We start from the raw sequence: 16,299 nt of genomic DNA on the forward strand, positions 1-16,299 counted from the left end.
AAATCATCTAGGATTGCCGGGCATCGCGAAGAGGAGAACGCATGACGGTTGGCCGAACGCTTCTGAGGTCCATGCTGGTTGCATTCGTTGTAGCTGCCGGCCTGCAAGCGGCCGCTGCGGATGAATGGCACACCACCTCTTCACTGATCGGCTCTTCCAAATATGGCGAGAATTTCCAGCGCTACGATTACGTGAACCCGGACGCGCCGAAGGGGGGCACCTACAATTCGGTGGTTTCCGGCACATTCGACAGCTTCAATCCCTACATCGTGCAGGGCTCGCCGGCGGCCGGCTTGCAGCCATTTGGCGGCGGCCTGCTCTACGACACGCTGATGGACCAGGCGACTGACGAAGGCAGCGTCAGCCACCCGCTCATCGCCGATGCCTACAAGTACCCGAACGACTATTCCTCGGCCACCTACCGGCTCGATCCAAGGGCCAAGTGGCATGACGGCCAGCCGATCACCACCGACGACGTGATCTGGTCGTTCCAGGTGCTAAAGGCCAACAGCCCGATGTACAGCCGCTATTTCGAAAATGTCACCGATGCGGTGGCCATCTCCGACCGCGAGGTCGAGTTCCATTTCAGCCAGAAGGGTAACCGCGAACTGCCCAAGATCCTCGGCGATCTCGTCGTGTTGCCCAAGCATTGGTGGGAAGGCACCGACGCCAACGGCAAGAAGCGCGACATCACCAAGGGAACGTTGGAGCCGCCGCTCGGCTCGGCCGCCTACAAGATCGCAAGCTTCAAAGCCGGCTCGGAGATCGTCTGGCAGCGCGTGCCCGACTATTGGGGCGCCAAACTGGCGGTGAAGATCGGCCGCGAGAATTTCGACACCCAGCACTTCACCTACATTCTTGACGACAACGCCTCCTGGGAAGCGTTCAAGAAGGGCGGCCTCGACGACATCAAGCCGGAAAACAGCTCGAAGCGCTGGGCGACGTTTTATGATTTCGCGGCCATCAAGGCCGGCGACGTGATCAAGCAGGAGTTCAAGACCACCTCGCCTGAGCCGATGCAGGCCTTCATGCTCAACCAGAGACATCCGCTGTTTGCCGATCGTCTGGTCAGGGCCGCGCTCACCTACCCCTTCGATTTCGAATCCATGAACCGCACGTTGTTCTTTGGCTTCAACACCCGCACCCACAGCTATTTCCAAGGCACGGAACTGGCATCGAGCGGCCTGCCGCAAGGCAAGGAACTGGAAATTCTGGAGAAGTACCGCGACAAGCTGCCACCGGAGCTATTCACGCAGGAATTCAAGCTGCCCGTCTACGATTCGCCGCAGGCCGAGCGCAAATATCTGAAGCAGGCGGTCGACCTGTTTGCCCAGGCCGGCTGGGTGATCAAGGGCGGCAAGATGGTCAACGCCAAGACCGGCGAGCCATTCAAGTTTGAAATCCTCGGCTCGGGTGAAACCGACCAGGTCATCTCCAGCCCCTGGATCGCCAATCTGCGCAAGATCGGCGTCGATGCGACATTGCGCATCGTCGACCCGAGCCAATACACCAACCGCGTCAGAAATTTCGATTACGACGTCATTACGGGGCAGCTTCAGCAGTCGGAATCGCCCGGCAACGAGCAGCGCGACTTCTGGAGCTCCAAGGCCGCCGACACACCGGCATCGCGCAACTATTCCGGCATCAAGAACCCGGTCGTCGATGCCCTTGTCGACCGCATCATTTTTGCCACGGACCGCGATGACCTCGTCGCCACTACCCATGCGCTCGATCGCGTGTTGCTGTGGAACTACTATGTCGTGCCGCAATACTACCGCGCAGTGGTGTGGCTGGCGTACTGGAACAAGTTCGGCGTCCCTGAAAAGCAGCCCGGCTACCGTGGCGCCGACATTGATTCCTGGTGGATCGATAAGGACAAGGAAAAGGCGCTAGCCGCCAAATACAAGGGCAGCAATTGATGGCGATGCTTTCTCGCCGCGACTTCCTGGCGCTCGGCGCCGCGGCGACCGCAGGCGCGCTGTTGCGCGGCAAGGCCTTCGCCGCCAGCCCAACGGGCGTGAAACTGCATGGATTGTCCGCTTTCGGCGACCTTAGATACAAGCCGGACTTCACCCATTTCGACTACGTCAATGTCGATGCGCCGCAAGGTGGCACTTTCAATTTCCTGCCACGCACCTGGGGCTCCAACCAGACGCCCCTTACCTTCAACACGCTAAATTCGTTCGTCCCCAAAGGCGATTCGCCGCAGCGCATGGAAATGTGCTTCGACTCGCTGATGGTGAGGGCGCTCGACGAACCTGACGCCGTCTACGGGCTGGTCGCGGACGGGGTGACGATTTCCGACGACCGCAACGGTTTCACCTTCTCGCTTCGCCCGCAGGCCCGTTTCCATGACGGCACGCCGCTGACGGCTGAGGACGCCGCCTTCACTTTCAAGCTGCTCAAGGACAAGGGACATCCCGACTATTCGCTGCCGTTGACGCATCTGGATGACGCGATCGCCGTGGACGCCCGCACGGTGCAGCTCAAGTTCTCAGGCAAGCAGACAAGCCGGACCATCCTCAACGTCGTCGCGTTCCCGATCCTGTCAAAGGCTTTCTACACGGCCAACCCGTTCGATTCCTCGCAGATGAACCCGCCGCTGGGCTCAGGCGCCTACAAGGTTGGCCGCTGGTCGGCAGGGGCGTGGATCGAATATGAGCGTGTGGCCGACTATTGGGGCAACGACCTTCCGGTCAATCGTGGTCAAAACAATTTCGGTCGCATCCGCGTCGAGTTCTACCAGGATCGCAACGCTTCCTTCGAGGCGTTCAAGAAGGGAGAGATCCTCTACAAGGAGGAAGCCGTGTCTCGCATTTGGGCGACGGGTTACGACTTCCCCGCCTTCATTGCCGGCAAGGTGGTGAAACATGAATTCCCGGCCGAAACGATGCCATCCATGCAGGCCACCGCCGTGAACCAGCGGCGCGAGCAATTCCGCGACCCGCGCGTGCGCCAGGCGCTCGGACTCTGCTTCGACTTCGAATGGACGCGGCGCAATTTCTTCTACGGTTCGTATGAGCGCTCGCAATCCTGCTTCGAGCAATCCGATTTTCGCGCCGAAGGCATGCCGTCGCCGAAAGAGCTGGCTCTGCTCGAACCGCTGCGCGATCAGATTCCCGCCGAGGCTTTTGGTGAGGCCGTGACCCAGCCCGTATCGAACGGCTCCGGCCGCGACCGTCAGTTGCTTGGCAAGGCGGCCAAGCTTCTGGCTGACGCCGGCTGGAAACGCTCTGGCAATTTCGCCGTGAACGACAAGGGCGGTCGGTTGTCGGCGGAGATCCTTGTCGACGACGAAGTCTTCGGACAGGTTTATTCGCCCTGGGTCGAAAACATGAAGGCGGTCGGCATCGATGCCTCGATCCGGCTGGTGGATGCGGCGCAGTATCAGCTGCGGCAGAATTCGTTCGACTTTGATCTCATCTCGGTTGCGGCCCGGTTTCCGGCGACACCAACCCGTGACGACCTCGAAACCTTTTTCCACTCGCGAACCGCGACCCTGTCCGGCACACGCAATCTGCCGGGAACATCGAGCCCGGCCATCGACGCCCTGGTCGACGCCGCGGGCGCCGCCGAGGATCGCGAAAGCCTGACAATTGCCATGCGCGCGCTCGACCGGGTCTTGCGTGCGCGGCGCGATTGGATTCCAAGTTGGTTCCTGGCGAATCACCGAAGCGCCTACTGGGACATGTTCGGCTTTCCCGAGCGGAAACCTGATTTCGACTTTCCGGTCGAAGCGCTGTGGTGGGTCGACAAGGGCAAGGCGGCAAAAATTGGCAAAGCCTGACATGACCGTTCGCGCAGGATTGGCGGCCTGATGGGCGCCTACATACTGCGACGCATCCTGCTGATGATCCCGACCCTGTTCGGCATCATGGCAGTCGCTTTCGTCGTCACCCAATTTGCACCGGGCGGGCCGGTCGAGCAGGTCATCGCCAGCCTGACCAACCAGGGCGGCAGCGACCGCCTCGGCAGTGGCGGCGGCGATGCCGGCGGCGGCGGCAATTTCGATGTGGCCGGCGACACCGGTTCGAAATATCGCGGCGCGCAAGGGCTCGATCCCGAGTTCATCAAGAAGCTGGAAAAGCAGTTCGGCTTCGACAAGCCACCTCTCGAACGCTTCGGCATGATGCTGTGGAACTATGCCCGCTTCGATTTCGGCGACAGCTATTTCCGTGACATCTCGGTGCTCAACCTGATCCTGGAGAAAATGCCGGTATCGATCTCGCTCGGATTGTGGATCACACTTTTGTCCTATCTGATCTCGATACCGCTCGGCATTCGCAAGGCGGTCAAGGACGGCTCCGCCTTCGACGTCTGGACCAGCGGCGTGATCATCATCGGCTATGCCATACCGGCCTTCCTGTTCGGCATATTGCTGATGGTGCTTTTCGCGGGCGGTTCGTTCTGGGACTGGTTCCCCCTGCGCGGCATCGTTTCGGATAACTGGGACCAGCTTTCGTGGCCGGATAAAATCGTCGACTATTTCTGGCACATGACCTTGCCGCTGACGGCGCTGGTGCTGTCGGCCTTTGCCACGACGACGCTGCTGACCAAGAACTCCTTCCTGGAGGAGATTCGCAAGCAGTATGTGGTGACGGCCCGGGCCAAGGGCCTGTCGGAGCGGCGGGTGCTTTACGGACATGTGTTCCGCAACGCCATGCTGATCGTCATTGCCGGCTTTCCCGCTGCCTTCATCTCGGCCTTCTTCACCGGCTCGCTTTTGATCGAGAACATCTTTTCTCTCGACGGTCTCGGGCTGCTCGGCTTCAGGTCGGTGTTGGCGCGCGATTATCCGGTCGTGTTCGCCAACCTCTATATATTTTCGCTGCTTGGCCTGTTCGTGACGCTGCTGTCCGACCTGATCTACACATGGGTCGATCCGCGCATCGATTTCGAGCGGAGAGACGTCTGATGACGCAGGCCGCAGCCGAGACGACACCGACAAGGATCGCGCGGCCCTGGCTGTCGCCGCTCAACAAGCGGCGCTGGCAGAACTTCAAGGCTAACCGGCGCGGCTACTGGTCGTTGTGGATATTCCTCGCCCTGTTCGTGCTGTCGCTGTTTGCCGAACTGATCGCCAACGACAGACCGATCGTCGCCTACTACAAGGGCGAGATCCTGTTCCCGGTGGCGGTCGCCTACCCCGAAGAAAAATTCGGCGGTTTCTACGCCGTCACCGACTATCGCGACCCGGTGATCCGCGACGAGATCAACGCCAATGGCTGGATGATCTGGCCGCCGATCCGCTATTCCTATCGCACCGTCAACAATGCGATCCCCGACGCCGCTCCGGCAAAACCGTCATGGGAATATGACGCGCAGAAGCGATGCAGCCAGTATCCGCAGGGCGCCACCGATCCTGACTGCATTGTCGGCAACTGGAACTGGCTGGGCACTGACGATCAGGCGCGCGACGTGCTGGCGCGCATCATCTACGGGTTCAGGATTTCCGTGCTGTTCGGACTGATCCTGACCGCGGGCTCGTCGGTGATCGGCGTCGCGGCCGGCGCGCTGCAAGGCTATTTCGGCGGCTGGACCGACCTCCTGTTTCAGCGCTTCATCGAAATCTGGTCGGCGATACCGCTGCTCTATCTCCTGCTCATCGTCGCCGCCATCCTGCCGCCGGGCTTCTTCATCCTGCTCGGGCTGATGCTGCTGTTTTCCTGGACGTCGCTGGTCAGCGTGGTGCGCGCCGAATTCCTGCGCGCCCGCAACTTCGAATATGTCAACGCCGCCCGCGCGCTTGGCGTGTCCAACCGCACAATCATGATGCGCCATCTTCTGCCAAACGCCATGGTGGCAACGCTGACCTTTATGCCTTTCCTGGTCAGCGCCTCGATTTCGACGCTGACCTCGCTCGACTATCTCGGCTTCGGCCTGCCGCCAGGCACCGCGTCGCTCGGCGAATTGCTCAAACAGGCACAGAGCAATCTCAATGCTCCCTGGCTTGGCATATCGGGCTTCGTCGTCATCTCGCTGATGCTGTCGTTGCTGGTCTTCATCGGCGAGGCGACACGCGACGCTTTCGATCCGCGCAAGGCGTTCCGATGAGCGAGCTCCTGCTCTCCGTCCGCGATCTCAGTGTCGCCTTCACCCAAAGCGGCAACCAGTCGACAGCCGTCGACCATATCTCCTTCGACCTCGCCAGGGGCGAGACGGTGGCGCTGGTCGGCGAATCGGGCTCGGGCAAATCGGTCTCGGCGCTGTCGGTGCTGAAGCTCTTGCCCTATCCAACCGCCAGCCATCCCTCGGGCAGGATCTTGTTCCAGGGCGCCGACCTGCTGGCCATGAACGAAAAGCAGCTCCGCAGCGTGCGCGGCAACAAGATCACCATGATCTTCCAGGAGCCGATGACCTCTCTCAATCCGCTGCACACGATCGAGCAGCAGATCGTCGAGATCCTGGCGCTGCACCAGGGCATGGGCGACCGCCAGGCCAAGGCGCGCACGCTGGCGTTGCTCAACGAGGTCGGCATTCGCGAGCCGGAAAAACGCCTCGACGCCTATCCGCACCAGCTGTCCGGCGGCCAACGCCAACGCGTCATGATCGCCATGGCGCTGGCCAATGAGCCCGAACTGCTGATCGCCGACGAACCGACGACGGCGCTGGACGTCACCGTGCAGGCGCAGATCCTCGAATTGCTGGCGGGACTGAAGAGCCGCAAGGGCATGTCTATGCTGTTCATCACCCATGATCTCGGCATCGTCAGGAAGATCGCCGACCGCGTCTGCGTGATGACCAAGGGCAAGATCGTCGAGACCGGACCGACGAAGGAGATCTTCGCCAACCCGCAGCACGCCTATACCAAGCACCTCCTGGCGGCCGAGCCGAAAGGCAAGCCGCCGGCCGCCAACAACGCCGCCAAGCCGGTGATGACCGGCAAGGACATCAAGGTCTGGTTTCCGATCAAGAAGGGGTTCTTCCGCACCACCGTCGACAATGTGAAGGCGGTGGACGGCATCGACGTCACCGTGCGCGCCGGCCAGACGCTGGGCGTGGTTGGCGAATCCGGTTCCGGCAAGACGACGCTCGGCCTTGCGCTGGCGCGGATGATCTCGTCGACCGGCACGATCCAGTTCAACGGCAGCGACATCAACCAGCTTTCCTTCAACGCCATGCGACCGCTGCGGCGCGAACTGCAGATCGTCTTCCAGGATCCGTTCGGCTCGCTCAGCCCACGCATGTCGGTGTCGGAGATCATCGAGGAAGGGCTGAAAATCCACGAGCCGAAGCTGTCGCCCGACCAGCGCGACGACAAGGTGGTCGCGGTGCTGAAAGAGGTCGGGCTCGACCCAGCCACACGCAACCGCTATCCGCATGAATTCTCCGGCGGCCAGCGCCAGCGCGTCGCCATTGCGCGCGCCATGGTGCTCAATCCGCGCTTCGTCATGCTGGACGAGCCGACATCGGCGCTCGACATGAGCGTGCAGGCGCAAGTGGTCGACCTCTTGCGCAATCTGCAGGCCAAGCACGACCTTGCCTATCTGTTCATCAGTCACGACCTGAAAGTCATTCGCGCCCTTGCCAACGACGTCATCGTCATGCGCAATGGCGGGATCGTCGAAGCCGGCCCGTCCGAACAGATTTTCGAACGGCCGCAGACCGATTATACCAAAGCGCTGATCTCGGCCGCGTTCAGGATCGAGACGGCGCCGGTCGGCATCGTCAGCGAATAGATATTTTGTTTTACGCAATTCCGGACGGAAAACCGCTTCACACTTTTCCTGGAATTGCTCAGGCCGGACTAACAGGGAAGAAAAATCCGCAAATGGAAAAAGGCAAAGTCCTGCTTGCCGTCACCGGCTTTCATCCGCAGCGCTGGCGCGAGCTGCTGTCGGCCGAGCGCGAGGTGGTGCTGGAGCCGGCCGGCGCCTCTGACCCATCGATCACCTATGCGGTGGTTTGGAAGCAGAAGCCGAACCTCCTGAAGTCGCTGCCCAATCTGCGCGCCATCTTCTCGATCGGCGCCGGCGTCGACCACATCTTCGCCGATCCCGGCCTGCCCGACGTGCCGATCGTCAAGATCGTCGCCGACAATCTCACCGAGCACATGACCGAATATGTCGTCTGGCGGGTGCTCGATCACCACCGCCAGGGCATGCTCTACCGCGCGCAGCAATCGAAAAAGTCCTGGCACGAGCCGCCGCAGCGGCCGGCAAGCGACATTTCGGTCGGCATTATGGGGCTCGGCAATCTCGGCCGCGCGGCGGCGTCGGTGCTGTTGTCACTGGGCTTTGCCGTCAATGGCTGGTCGCGCAGCGACAAGGCCATGAAAGGCGTTTCGACCTATGCCGGAGAGGCCGGGCTGATCCCCTTCCTCAACGCCACCGACATATTGGTGGTGCTGTTGCCACTGACGCCGGACACGCAAGGCATAGTCAATTACGGCGTGCTGAAGGAATTGCGCAAGCGCAACGGCCTCGGCGGCTCGGTGCTGATCAATGCCGGACGCGGCCGGCTGCAGAAGGACGCCGACATTTTGCGCGCACTCGACGACGGCACGCTGAAGGAAGCGAGCCTCGACGTGTTCGAGGTCGAGCCCCTGCCGAAGACAAGCCCACTCTGGGGCCACCCCAAGGTGTTCGTGACGCCGCATGCGGCAGCAACCTCGGACCCTGTCCACCTGGCGCCGATCATGCTGCGCCAGATGGATGCTTTCGAGCGCGGCGAAAAGCTCGACAATCTGGTGGACCGCAAGGCGGGCTATTGAGGCCGGTGCGCCGGTTCAACCCGGCAGAGCGAACTTCTTCTGCTTGTTGGGCTTGCCGCAGTCGCGACGTTCTATCGAGCGGTTCATGGCGTCGATCTTGCCGCTTGCCAGGTCGGTGTCGCGCTTGCTTTTGGAGCGCATGTCCGGCGTGAACGGGCCGAAACCCATCGCCGGATTGGAGAAGCTCGGCTTGGCGTCCGTCGATAGATGATATTGCTGCGCCAGCCCATTGCGCTGAGCCAGCAACTGGTCGCAAGGCACGCTGTCATACTGCAGTGATGACAGCACGTCCTGGTCCTGCCGTTCGGACATCGAACTGCCCATGCAGCCGGTCATCGCCAGGCAAGACGCCAAGACCATCATGTTCCAGCGCATCTGTTCCTCCTCAATGCCAAACCGAGCGGACTTTCTCTGGGCAGTTAACCTATCTGATGCCGCGCCAGCCGCAAAAATCCTATTCACATTTTCGAACAGGACGAGACATCATGCGTTGGACGGCCGTATCGCCAGCACTGCCAGTCCCTCGACCGGCTGGCGCCGGTCCCAGCGGATGACGGTCGGCTGCATGGACAGGACCGACAGGTCGTTGGCCGCAAGCACCCGTTCGACATAGGGTGGGGAATGGGCGTATCGCCGCGACGGCCGCAATACGAAATCGGCATCGCCAAGCCCCTCGCCTTCGACCGGTGTTTCGACGGAAAAGGCAAACAGGCCATTGCCGGCCAGAATGCCGGCGACGATCTTCACCACACCATCGAGTGCGCCGACATAGATGAACACGTCGGCCGCCACCACCAGATCGGCTTTCGGACCGGCATAGGCAAAATGCTGCAGATCGGCCTTGGCGAGCAGGTCGTAGACGCCCTTGGCGCGGGCCTTCTTCAGCATGGCGGCGGAGATGTCGTAGCCCTCCAGCCGCTCGGCGACCGGACGCAGTCTTTCGCCCATAAGGCCGGTGCCGCAGCCGAGGTCGAGAGCCAGCGAAAAGCGGCCGGGCCTCGCCGCTCGAATGGCGCGATCGAGAAACTCCGGCAGCCGGTAGCCGAGCTTGTCGACCAGGTCACCCTCGAAGCTTTCGGCATAGTGGTCGAACAGCGTTTCGACGAAGGCGCTGGGCGGTGCCGCGGCGACCGGCGCCTGCCCGATCAGCTGCAGCTTCAGCGCCGCACCCAGGCGATCCGCCGGGTCGAGTTTCAGCGCCATCGCCCAGGCCTGCGCAGCAAGGTCGAGACGCTCGGTCGTTTCATGCATCTCGCCGAGACGGAACCAGCCCGCCGCCCATTGCGGCGCCAGTTCCAGCGCGCCGAGCAGCAATTCCGCAGCGGCCACGGGGTCCCCCGAGCCGAAAAGCATCTCGGCATAGTCGGCACGGCGGTCGGCGGTCAGGTTGCCGGACGAGGTTTTCAGCGTTTGCATGGCGATAGTCCGCCGGCTGATGCGGCCGGGTGGCTGGCTGTAGGACGAGTCAGCAGTCTCTTGCAACAGGCTTCCCGCGCCGGAATTAGTCCCTATCTTGGCAGGATGCGCGCCAGCGACCTGCTCAAACCCCGGCCTGAGGGCCTTTACTGCCCGCCCGGCGATTTCTTCATCGACCCGGTGCGGCCGGTGGCGCGCGCGCTGATCACGCATGGCCATTCCGATCATGCCCGCTCCGGCCATCGCTCGGTGCTGGCCACGCAACAGACGCTCGACATTATGGGATTGCGTTGCGGCGAGGATTTTGCCGGGACGACGCAAGCGGCGACTCTTGGCGAAGCGATGGCGCTAAACGATGTCACTGTCGTCTTTCATCCAGCCGGCCATGTGCTGGGCTCGGCGCAAATCGCGGTCGAGCACAAGGGTAAACGCATCGTCGCTTCCGGTGACTACAAGCGCCAGAAGGATGCGACCTGCGCGCCGTTCGAGCCGGTCAAATGCGACGTGTTCATCACCGAAGCGACCTTCGGCCTGCCGGTGTTTCGCCATCCACCCGACACGGAAGAGATCGCCCGCCTGCTCAAATCGGCGGCGCAGTTTCCCGAGCGCTCGCATCTGGTCGGCGCCTATGCGCTGGGCAAGGCGCAGCGGGTGATGCGGCTATTGCGCGATGCCGGCTATGACAAGCCGATCTATATCCACGGCGCGCTGGCCAAACTCAGCGAGTATTATCAGAGCCAGGGCATCGAACTCGGCACTCTGGAGCCGGCGACCGTCGACAGCGGCGGCAAGCAGGATTTCACTGGGGCCATCGTCGTCGGCCCGCCATCGGCCTTCGCCGACCGCTGGGCGCGGCGCTTTCCCGACCCGATCTCGTGCTTCGCCTCGGGGTGGATGCGCATCCGCCAGCGCGCCAAGCAAGGCGGCGTCGAACTGCCGCTGATCATTTCCGACCATGCCGACTGGGACGAACTGACCGCCACCATCAAGGAGACAGGTGCGGGCGAAATCTGGGTCACGCATGGCCGCGAGGAAGCGCTGGTGCGCTGGTGCGAACTGGAAGGCATCGCCGCGCGGCCGCTGCATCTGGTCGGCTATGAGGACGAGGGCGATTGAGTTGAACCGCTTCGCCGAACTCCTCGACCGCCTGGTGCTGACGCCGTCGCGCAACGGCAAGCTGACGCTGCTCACCGATTATTTCCGCAGTGTCGAGGACCCCGATCGCGGCCTGGCGCTGGCGGCGATCACCGGCGATCTCAACATCGCGGCGGTCAAGCCGGCGATGCTGCGCACGCTGGTCACCGAGCGCATGGACCCGGTGCTGTTCGGCTATTCCTACGACTATGTCGGCGACCTCGCCGAAACCGTGTCGCTGGTCTGGCCGCAAACGCCGGGGCATATCCCCAACCGGGAGCCGACGCTTGGCGATGTGGTGGCGAAGTTGCAGGCGGCAAGCCGCTCCGATGGGCCCAAGGTGCTGGCCGGGCTGCTCGACAGTGCCGGCATCTCGGCGCGCTTTGCCATCATCAAGCTGGTCACCGGTGGCCTGCGCATCGGGGTTTCGGCGCGACTGGCCAAACAGGCGCTGGCCGATTTCGGCAAGGTCGATGTCGCCGAGATCGAGGAGTTATGGCACGGGCTGACGCCGCCCTACATCTCGTTGTTCGCCTGGCTGGAAGGCAAGGCCGAAAAGCCGCAGCGGACGGCGCTCGCCCTGTTCAGCCCGGTGATGCTGTCGAACCCGGTCGGCGACGGTGATCTCGAAAAACTCGATCCGGCCTACTATGCCGCTGAATGGAAATGGGACGGCATCCGCGTCCAGGCGGTGTGCGAGGGCGGCGTGCGCCGGCTCTATTCGCGCACCGGCGACGATGTCTCCGGCGCCTTTCCCGATCTCGCCGAAGCGATGAATTTTTCCGCCGCCCTCGACGGCGAATTGCTGGTCGGCGAGCCTGCTGCGACCGGCACGTTCTCAGACCTGCAGCAGCGGCTGAACCGCAAGAGCGTGACGCCGAAGATCCGGCTGCAATACCCGGCCTTCATGCGCTGCTATGATGTGTTGCAGATCGGTGGCGAGGATTTGCGCGCGCTGCCGTTCCGCGAGCGGCGGGCTCATCTGGCGGCCTTCATCAAAACGCTCGACGCCAGCCGTTTCGATCTCTCGCCGCTGGTCGACTTCGCCGACTGGCAGGCGCTGGAAGAACTGCGCCGTGCGCCGCCGCATCCGATCATCGAAGGCGTCATGCTGAAGCGCTGGGATTCACCCTATCTCGCGGGACGGCCGAAAGGCCCGTGGTTCAAGTGGAAGCGCGATCCGCACACGGTCGACGCGGTGCTGATGTATGCGCAACGCGGCCACGGCAAGCGCTCCAGCTTCTACTCTGACTACACGTTCGGCGTCTGGGCGGGGCCTGAAGGCACCGAGGAACTGGTGCCGGTCGGCAAGGCCTATTTCGGCTTCACCGACGAGGAGCTGAAGCAGATCGACAAATTTGTCAGGGACAACACTGTCGAGCGCTTCGGCCCGGTGCGCTCGGTGCGCGCCGACCGAAAGCAGGGTCTGGTGCTGGAAGTAGCGTTCGAAGGCCTGAACCGCTCGACCCGGCACAAATCAGGTGTTGCGATGCGCTTCCCGCGCATTTCGCGGTTGCGCTGGGACAAGCCGACCGCCGAAGCCGACCGCATCGAGACGCTGCAGGCGCTACTGGATCGCTAGAGCGATTCACCGTTTCACGGAAACGGCGAGCCGCTATCTCTTTCGTTACGCAATTCCGGACGGAAACCGCGCACACTTTTCCTGGAATTGCTGTAGGCAACGATTACGGTTCGATCGAGACGCGGATCTCGTAGATATCGACCGCCTTGCCCTGCTTGTCGAAGTCGGAGTTGATGGCGATGATGCCGGCCGCACCCGGGGGCTTGTCGGGGAACTTCACGTCGAACAGATATTCGTTGCGCTGTTGGCCGACCGCATAGCGCTTGCGGCCGCAATCGCCGAGATCGCCGAAATTGCAGTCGATGGAGATCTGCGTGTCCTTGCCGTCCTCGGCGCGGGCGACGATGTCGAAAACGGCATGCTTGCCGACAAGCTTCTCGAGCACGCCCTGCCCGACATCGAAGCTGATGGCCGAGCCGGAAGCGCCGGAACGGATGCGCAGGAAGGAGCCGGTATCGTCCTGCACGACATCGGCCTTGGCGTCGGAGGGCGTCGCCACATGCGTCGGATCGGTGGGCGTAAACACGTTGATCCAGTCACGCGTCTGTTCGGACGCACCAGGCTGTTGCGGCACGCCAGGCTGCTGCGGTGCGTTGGTATCGGCGGGCGGCGTGAAATCATCATCGTCGACCGTCGGCGGCGCCTCGGGCGGGGCCGTGTCGAGCTGCGCCGGCGTCTTGAAGACGCCAGTCTGGACGGCGAAATAGAGGCCTATGCCGGCGGCGGCGAGCAACGTCACGCCGAAGAAGATCGCCGTCAGCGGCAGGCGGCGGCCCCTTATCCGTCTTTCGTCGCGGTCAGGCGCCACTTCCGTCGCGACCTCGGCCGGCGCGGAATCGCCCATATCGATCGCCGGCGCGCCGGGCAGCGTGGCGTCCGGCATGATGTCGGGGACGACCGGCAGGACGCGCGAGCGCGGCGCGTCGGATGCGTCAGGCTCAACCGGTCCATCAACGACGATCGCCGGCGATGGCCCGGCTGCGGCACCTGTCGGGGCGTCGATTGCGGGCGCTTCGTTGGTGCCTGGCGCCTGTGCGGCATCTTGCGTCTGAGCAGCGCCTTGCGTCGCCGCAGCGTCTTGCGTCGGCGCAGGGTCTTGCGTCTGCGCGGCGACCTCAGGGACCGCCGGCAGGAATTCGGATTCGATCTCGGTGATCTTTTCCTGCACCGCCTTTCGGCGCTTGATGGCGGCTTCCACCGTCACCCCGGGATTGGCCTGGAGGACGCGGTCAAGCGCCGCGAAGGCCGATCGATAGACCCTCTCGCGAAACGCCCGGTCCTCGGCATTGCCTTTCTCGAAGGCGTTGCGGATCGCTTTTTCGATCGCGTCCAAGCGAATTTCCCCTGTCCGTTCGCTCACATTGCCATGATCGTTAGCCGCAGGCGACCAATCAATCAACGGGCGAGCATCCGCATTCTGCCTTGGCAGGGCATCGAAAGCCAGTTTAGCGGGTTTTTGACAATAAAATCAGCTTGTTTCACCATCTTCCCGGGCAATTTGCGCGCATACCGCCGAGACACCCCCGCGCCATTGAAAACCGAAACGACACGTGGCTCGCTCCCGCGCCAGCGGGAAATGCCGGGACGAATTGCCGGATACCGCCTTGAAATCGCGGTTGCCCATCTTGAATTAGCGGCCGGTTGAGTCTATCACCCAGCCGATCTTGGAAGCCCCGCGCTTCCCGGGCCGCTTTAGCTCAGTTGGTAGAGCACATCATTCGTAATGATGGGGTCAGGTGTTCGAGTCACCTAAGCGGCACCATATTTTCCAAAGGTTTGCGTTACGCAATCCGTTCAGCTCCCACGCAAAATCTTCGATTAGGACACATTCCGGGACACAAACCGATGACGAAGCGACGGGAGCAGGACCCCAACTATCAGTTCGCCACGCCAAAGTGCTTAGTTGCGCGATTGCTGATATATAATAATTTAAGCAGTGCGGGGAGGGGGTCCAATCACCCGCAGTGACCGGTGCGGCCTGCAACCCAAGTAAAACCCCGGGTCGCACCGGTCATTGTCTCAGCATTTGAAGCCCGCCAGCAATCGCCCTATGTGCTTGCCGCAGAGCATTTGGGATCGGCATGGCTGAACTGACTAACGCCGCAGAAATGGCGAACGCTGCGGGCATTGAACCGGAGGCGTTTCGGGAGGCTTTGCGCGGTTGCGATTTCGTTTGGCACAAGCGCAATGACGACTGGACGGTGGAGGTCGATAGCCGCGAGCACGAGTCAATGCGCACCGTGCTTCTGATACTTCTCTTGGGGCGAAAGAACATGCGTAAGCCTAGGAAGCTGTAACTAGCTCCGGGGCCGTTCACTCTGCACAATCCAGTCCACCAATTGGCAATCGACTGTGGTTGACCCGGTATATGTCGTCACCAACTTGGTAGCGAATTCTCGCCACTGGCTCTCCGGGATGTTCTCGTCCTTGACCGCTTTTTGGAAGGTTGCCCGCAGGATGTCGGCATCGATTGCATTTGGAGTTCGTTTCGCCATGGTTCCCTCGCTCACGTGAGGGCGAAAGCAGCATTCCCCACGCGAGGCGAACATTAGCGATTGCAGATGGTTTAGCGAGTCAAATTTGTCGACCATACAATCGCGTGGGAAATTCCCGAGGCAACCGCCGTGGGCGTCCACGCGGTAGTAACCCGGCAAGTGTCCCAAAGCAGCGGTCGCCCCGCCATCGGGCCGACCAGGCCCTTGCTTTCCGGTCTCCGGTGCGCCGCTGGCACATGATTTGAAATGATGGGGTCAGGTGTTCGAGTCACCTAAGCGGCACCAGTTCCCCATCAGACGCCAGCGCGCGACCGCGGGTGCAAGGCCAGTACAGATCACGCCTACCGCAAACGCCGGCACTTCGTGCCCGCCGCGTCGACATGCGCCATATGGCCGCCGCCACCAAAGGTGCGGATGTCTCCGGTTGTCAGCTCCAGCACCGGAATTGATCGCGCCATCGGGAAGGATTGCGTCATCAGAAGCTTGGACCATCGATTATGCTGCATTGCGCAAAATCGATAGCTTCGATTTTGTCGATCATTCGATAATACAAACTTCGATCATACAATTACACCGCCTCTCATCTTAAGATATCTTTTTTAGTTTAATGACTACGTCAGACATTACAGATTCGGCATGTATAATTAAACCAGACCCTTCCGACACGATACAAATCGTTCGATAGCGTGGCGAGCGTGAAAGACTGTCAGCTAGGCAGTGCGTTTGCGAAACCACATCCATTTTAGCATTCACTCACATAAACATTACAGTGCGATAGATATTTTGTGTTGCACCGCACCATTGCCCGGCTGCACCATTTCATGGGGGATTCAAGACCGGGACGTACGCCGTGGAGGATTCCGCCAAGTTGACCAGCTTGCATTTTTCGCTGGCCGCTGACGATTTCGAGGCTGCCTCGCGCACGAGGTGCGGCTTTGATGCTGTCGGCGCGCTGGCAG

12 protein-coding genes and 1 tRNA gene are annotated in these 16,299 nt (G+C 61.8%); 10 read left to right on the forward strand and 3 right to left on the reverse strand.

All coding sequences use genetic code 11. From position 1 onward, the window contains the following. Nucleotides 1-41: 41 nt before the first annotated feature. From ACWGTO_RS20600 to ACWGTO_RS20625, 6 genes are all read left to right on the forward strand, one after another. On the forward strand, nucleotides 42-1,919 hold the full coding sequence (locus ACWGTO_RS20600; RefSeq protein WP_454576634.1) for an extracellular solute-binding protein: 1,878 nt from the start codon (nucleotides 42-44) through the stop codon (nucleotides 1,917-1,919). Next, complete coding sequence (locus ACWGTO_RS20605; RefSeq protein ID WP_454576635.1) at nucleotides 1,919-3,787, forward strand: extracellular solute-binding protein; 1,869 nt, start codon at nucleotides 1,919-1,921, stop codon at nucleotides 3,785-3,787. Before ACWGTO_RS20600 ends, ACWGTO_RS20605 begins: the two co-directional genes overlap by 1 nt. Nucleotides 3,788-3,817: 30 nt before the next feature. Next, the gene (locus ACWGTO_RS20610) at nucleotides 3,818-4,915 is read left to right on the forward strand and encodes a microcin C ABC transporter permease YejB (protein WP_454576636.1); all 1,098 of its coding nucleotides are present in this window, start codon (nucleotides 3,818-3,820) and stop codon (nucleotides 4,913-4,915) included. Next, complete coding sequence (locus ACWGTO_RS20615) at nucleotides 4,915-6,054, forward strand: ABC transporter permease (protein WP_454576637.1); 1,140 nt, start codon at nucleotides 4,915-4,917, stop codon at nucleotides 6,052-6,054. The genes ACWGTO_RS20610 and ACWGTO_RS20615 overlap by 1 nt, the downstream gene beginning before the upstream one ends. Then, nucleotides 6,051-7,679: an ABC transporter ATP-binding protein gene (locus ACWGTO_RS20620; RefSeq protein ID WP_454576638.1), complete on the forward strand. Its 1,629-nt coding sequence runs from the start codon at nucleotides 6,051-6,053 to the stop codon at nucleotides 7,677-7,679. Before ACWGTO_RS20615 ends, ACWGTO_RS20620 begins: the two co-directional genes overlap by 4 nt. A gap of 92 nt (nucleotides 7,680-7,771) precedes the next feature. Further along, nucleotides 7,772-8,713, forward strand: coding sequence for a 2-hydroxyacid dehydrogenase (locus ACWGTO_RS20625; RefSeq protein ID WP_454576639.1), 942 nt, complete (start codon nucleotides 7,772-7,774; stop codon nucleotides 8,711-8,713). A 15-nt stretch (nucleotides 8,714-8,728) separates the two neighbouring features. Here ACWGTO_RS20625 and ACWGTO_RS20630 read toward each other — a convergent pair whose 3' ends face one another. Next, the gene (locus ACWGTO_RS20630) at nucleotides 8,729-9,088 is read right to left on the reverse strand and encodes a hypothetical protein (protein WP_454576640.1); all 360 of its coding nucleotides are present in this window, start codon (nucleotides 9,086-9,088) and stop codon (nucleotides 8,729-8,731) included. 108 nt (nucleotides 9,089-9,196) lie between these two features. Next, on the reverse strand, nucleotides 9,197-10,129 hold the full coding sequence (locus ACWGTO_RS20635; protein ID WP_454576695.1) for a methyltransferase domain-containing protein: 933 nt from the start codon (nucleotides 10,127-10,129) through the stop codon (nucleotides 9,197-9,199). A gap of 105 nt (nucleotides 10,130-10,234) precedes the next feature. Between ACWGTO_RS20635 and ACWGTO_RS20640 the strand changes: the two genes are divergently transcribed. Together ACWGTO_RS20640 and ACWGTO_RS20645 are read left to right on the forward strand one after the other, a co-directional pair. Continuing rightward, nucleotides 10,235-11,245, forward strand: coding sequence for a ligase-associated DNA damage response exonuclease (locus tag ACWGTO_RS20640; protein ID WP_454576696.1), 1,011 nt, complete (start codon nucleotides 10,235-10,237; stop codon nucleotides 11,243-11,245). 1 nt (nucleotide 11,246) lies between these two features. After that, nucleotides 11,247-12,845 carry a cisplatin damage response ATP-dependent DNA ligase gene (locus ACWGTO_RS20645; protein WP_454576641.1) on the forward strand — a complete coding sequence of 533 codons (1,599 nt, stop codon included), beginning with the start codon at nucleotides 11,247-11,249 and terminating at the stop codon, nucleotides 12,843-12,845. 103 nt (nucleotides 12,846-12,948) lie between these two features. Here ACWGTO_RS20645 and ACWGTO_RS20650 read toward each other — a convergent pair whose 3' ends face one another. Then, nucleotides 12,949-14,178, reverse strand: coding sequence for a hypothetical protein (locus ACWGTO_RS20650; protein ID WP_454576642.1), 1,230 nt, complete (start codon nucleotides 14,176-14,178; stop codon nucleotides 12,949-12,951). A gap of 353 nt (nucleotides 14,179-14,531) precedes the next feature. Between ACWGTO_RS20650 and ACWGTO_RS20655 the strand changes: the two genes are divergently transcribed. Together ACWGTO_RS20655 and ACWGTO_RS20660 are read left to right on the forward strand one after the other, a co-directional pair. Next, nucleotides 14,532-14,607: transfer RNA gene (locus tag ACWGTO_RS20655), tRNA-Thr, on the forward strand. Nucleotides 14,608-14,926: 319 nt separating this feature from the next. Further along, complete coding sequence (locus ACWGTO_RS20660) at nucleotides 14,927-15,142, forward strand: hypothetical protein (protein WP_454576643.1); 216 nt, start codon at nucleotides 14,927-14,929, stop codon at nucleotides 15,140-15,142. Nucleotides 15,143-16,299 lie beyond the last annotated feature (1,157 nt).

The sequence above is a fragment of the Mesorhizobium sp. PL10 genome, assembly GCF_053714315.1.

Excerpts from the sequence above, each read along its gene's own strand:
- ACWGTO_RS20600 (WP_454576634.1), top strand. The coding sequence starts at position 42 with ATGACGGTTGGCCGAACGCTTCTGAGGTCCATGCTGGTTGCATTCGTT.
- ACWGTO_RS20605 (WP_454576635.1), top strand. The coding sequence starts at position 1,919 with ATGGCGATGCTTTCTCGCCGCGACTTCCTGGCGCTCGGCGCCGCGGCG.
- ACWGTO_RS20610 (WP_454576636.1), top strand. The coding sequence starts at position 3,818 with ATGGGCGCCTACATACTGCGACGCATCCTGCTGATGATCCCGACCCTG.
- ACWGTO_RS20615 (WP_454576637.1), top strand. The coding sequence starts at position 4,915 with ATGACGCAGGCCGCAGCCGAGACGACACCGACAAGGATCGCGCGGCCC.
- ACWGTO_RS20620 (WP_454576638.1), top strand. The coding sequence starts at position 6,051 with ATGAGCGAGCTCCTGCTCTCCGTCCGCGATCTCAGTGTCGCCTTCACC.
- ACWGTO_RS20625 (WP_454576639.1), top strand. The coding sequence starts at position 7,772 with ATGGAAAAAGGCAAAGTCCTGCTTGCCGTCACCGGCTTTCATCCGCAG.
- ACWGTO_RS20630 (WP_454576640.1), bottom strand. The coding sequence starts at position 9,088 with ATGCGCTGGAACATGATGGTCTTGGCGTCTTGCCTGGCGATGACCGGC.
- ACWGTO_RS20635 (WP_454576695.1), bottom strand. The coding sequence starts at position 10,129 with ATGCAAACGCTGAAAACCTCGTCCGGCAACCTGACCGCCGACCGCCGT.
- ACWGTO_RS20640 (WP_454576696.1), top strand. The coding sequence starts at position 10,235 with ATGCGCGCCAGCGACCTGCTCAAACCCCGGCCTGAGGGCCTTTACTGC.
- ACWGTO_RS20660 (WP_454576643.1), top strand. The coding sequence starts at position 14,927 with ATGGCTGAACTGACTAACGCCGCAGAAATGGCGAACGCTGCGGGCATT.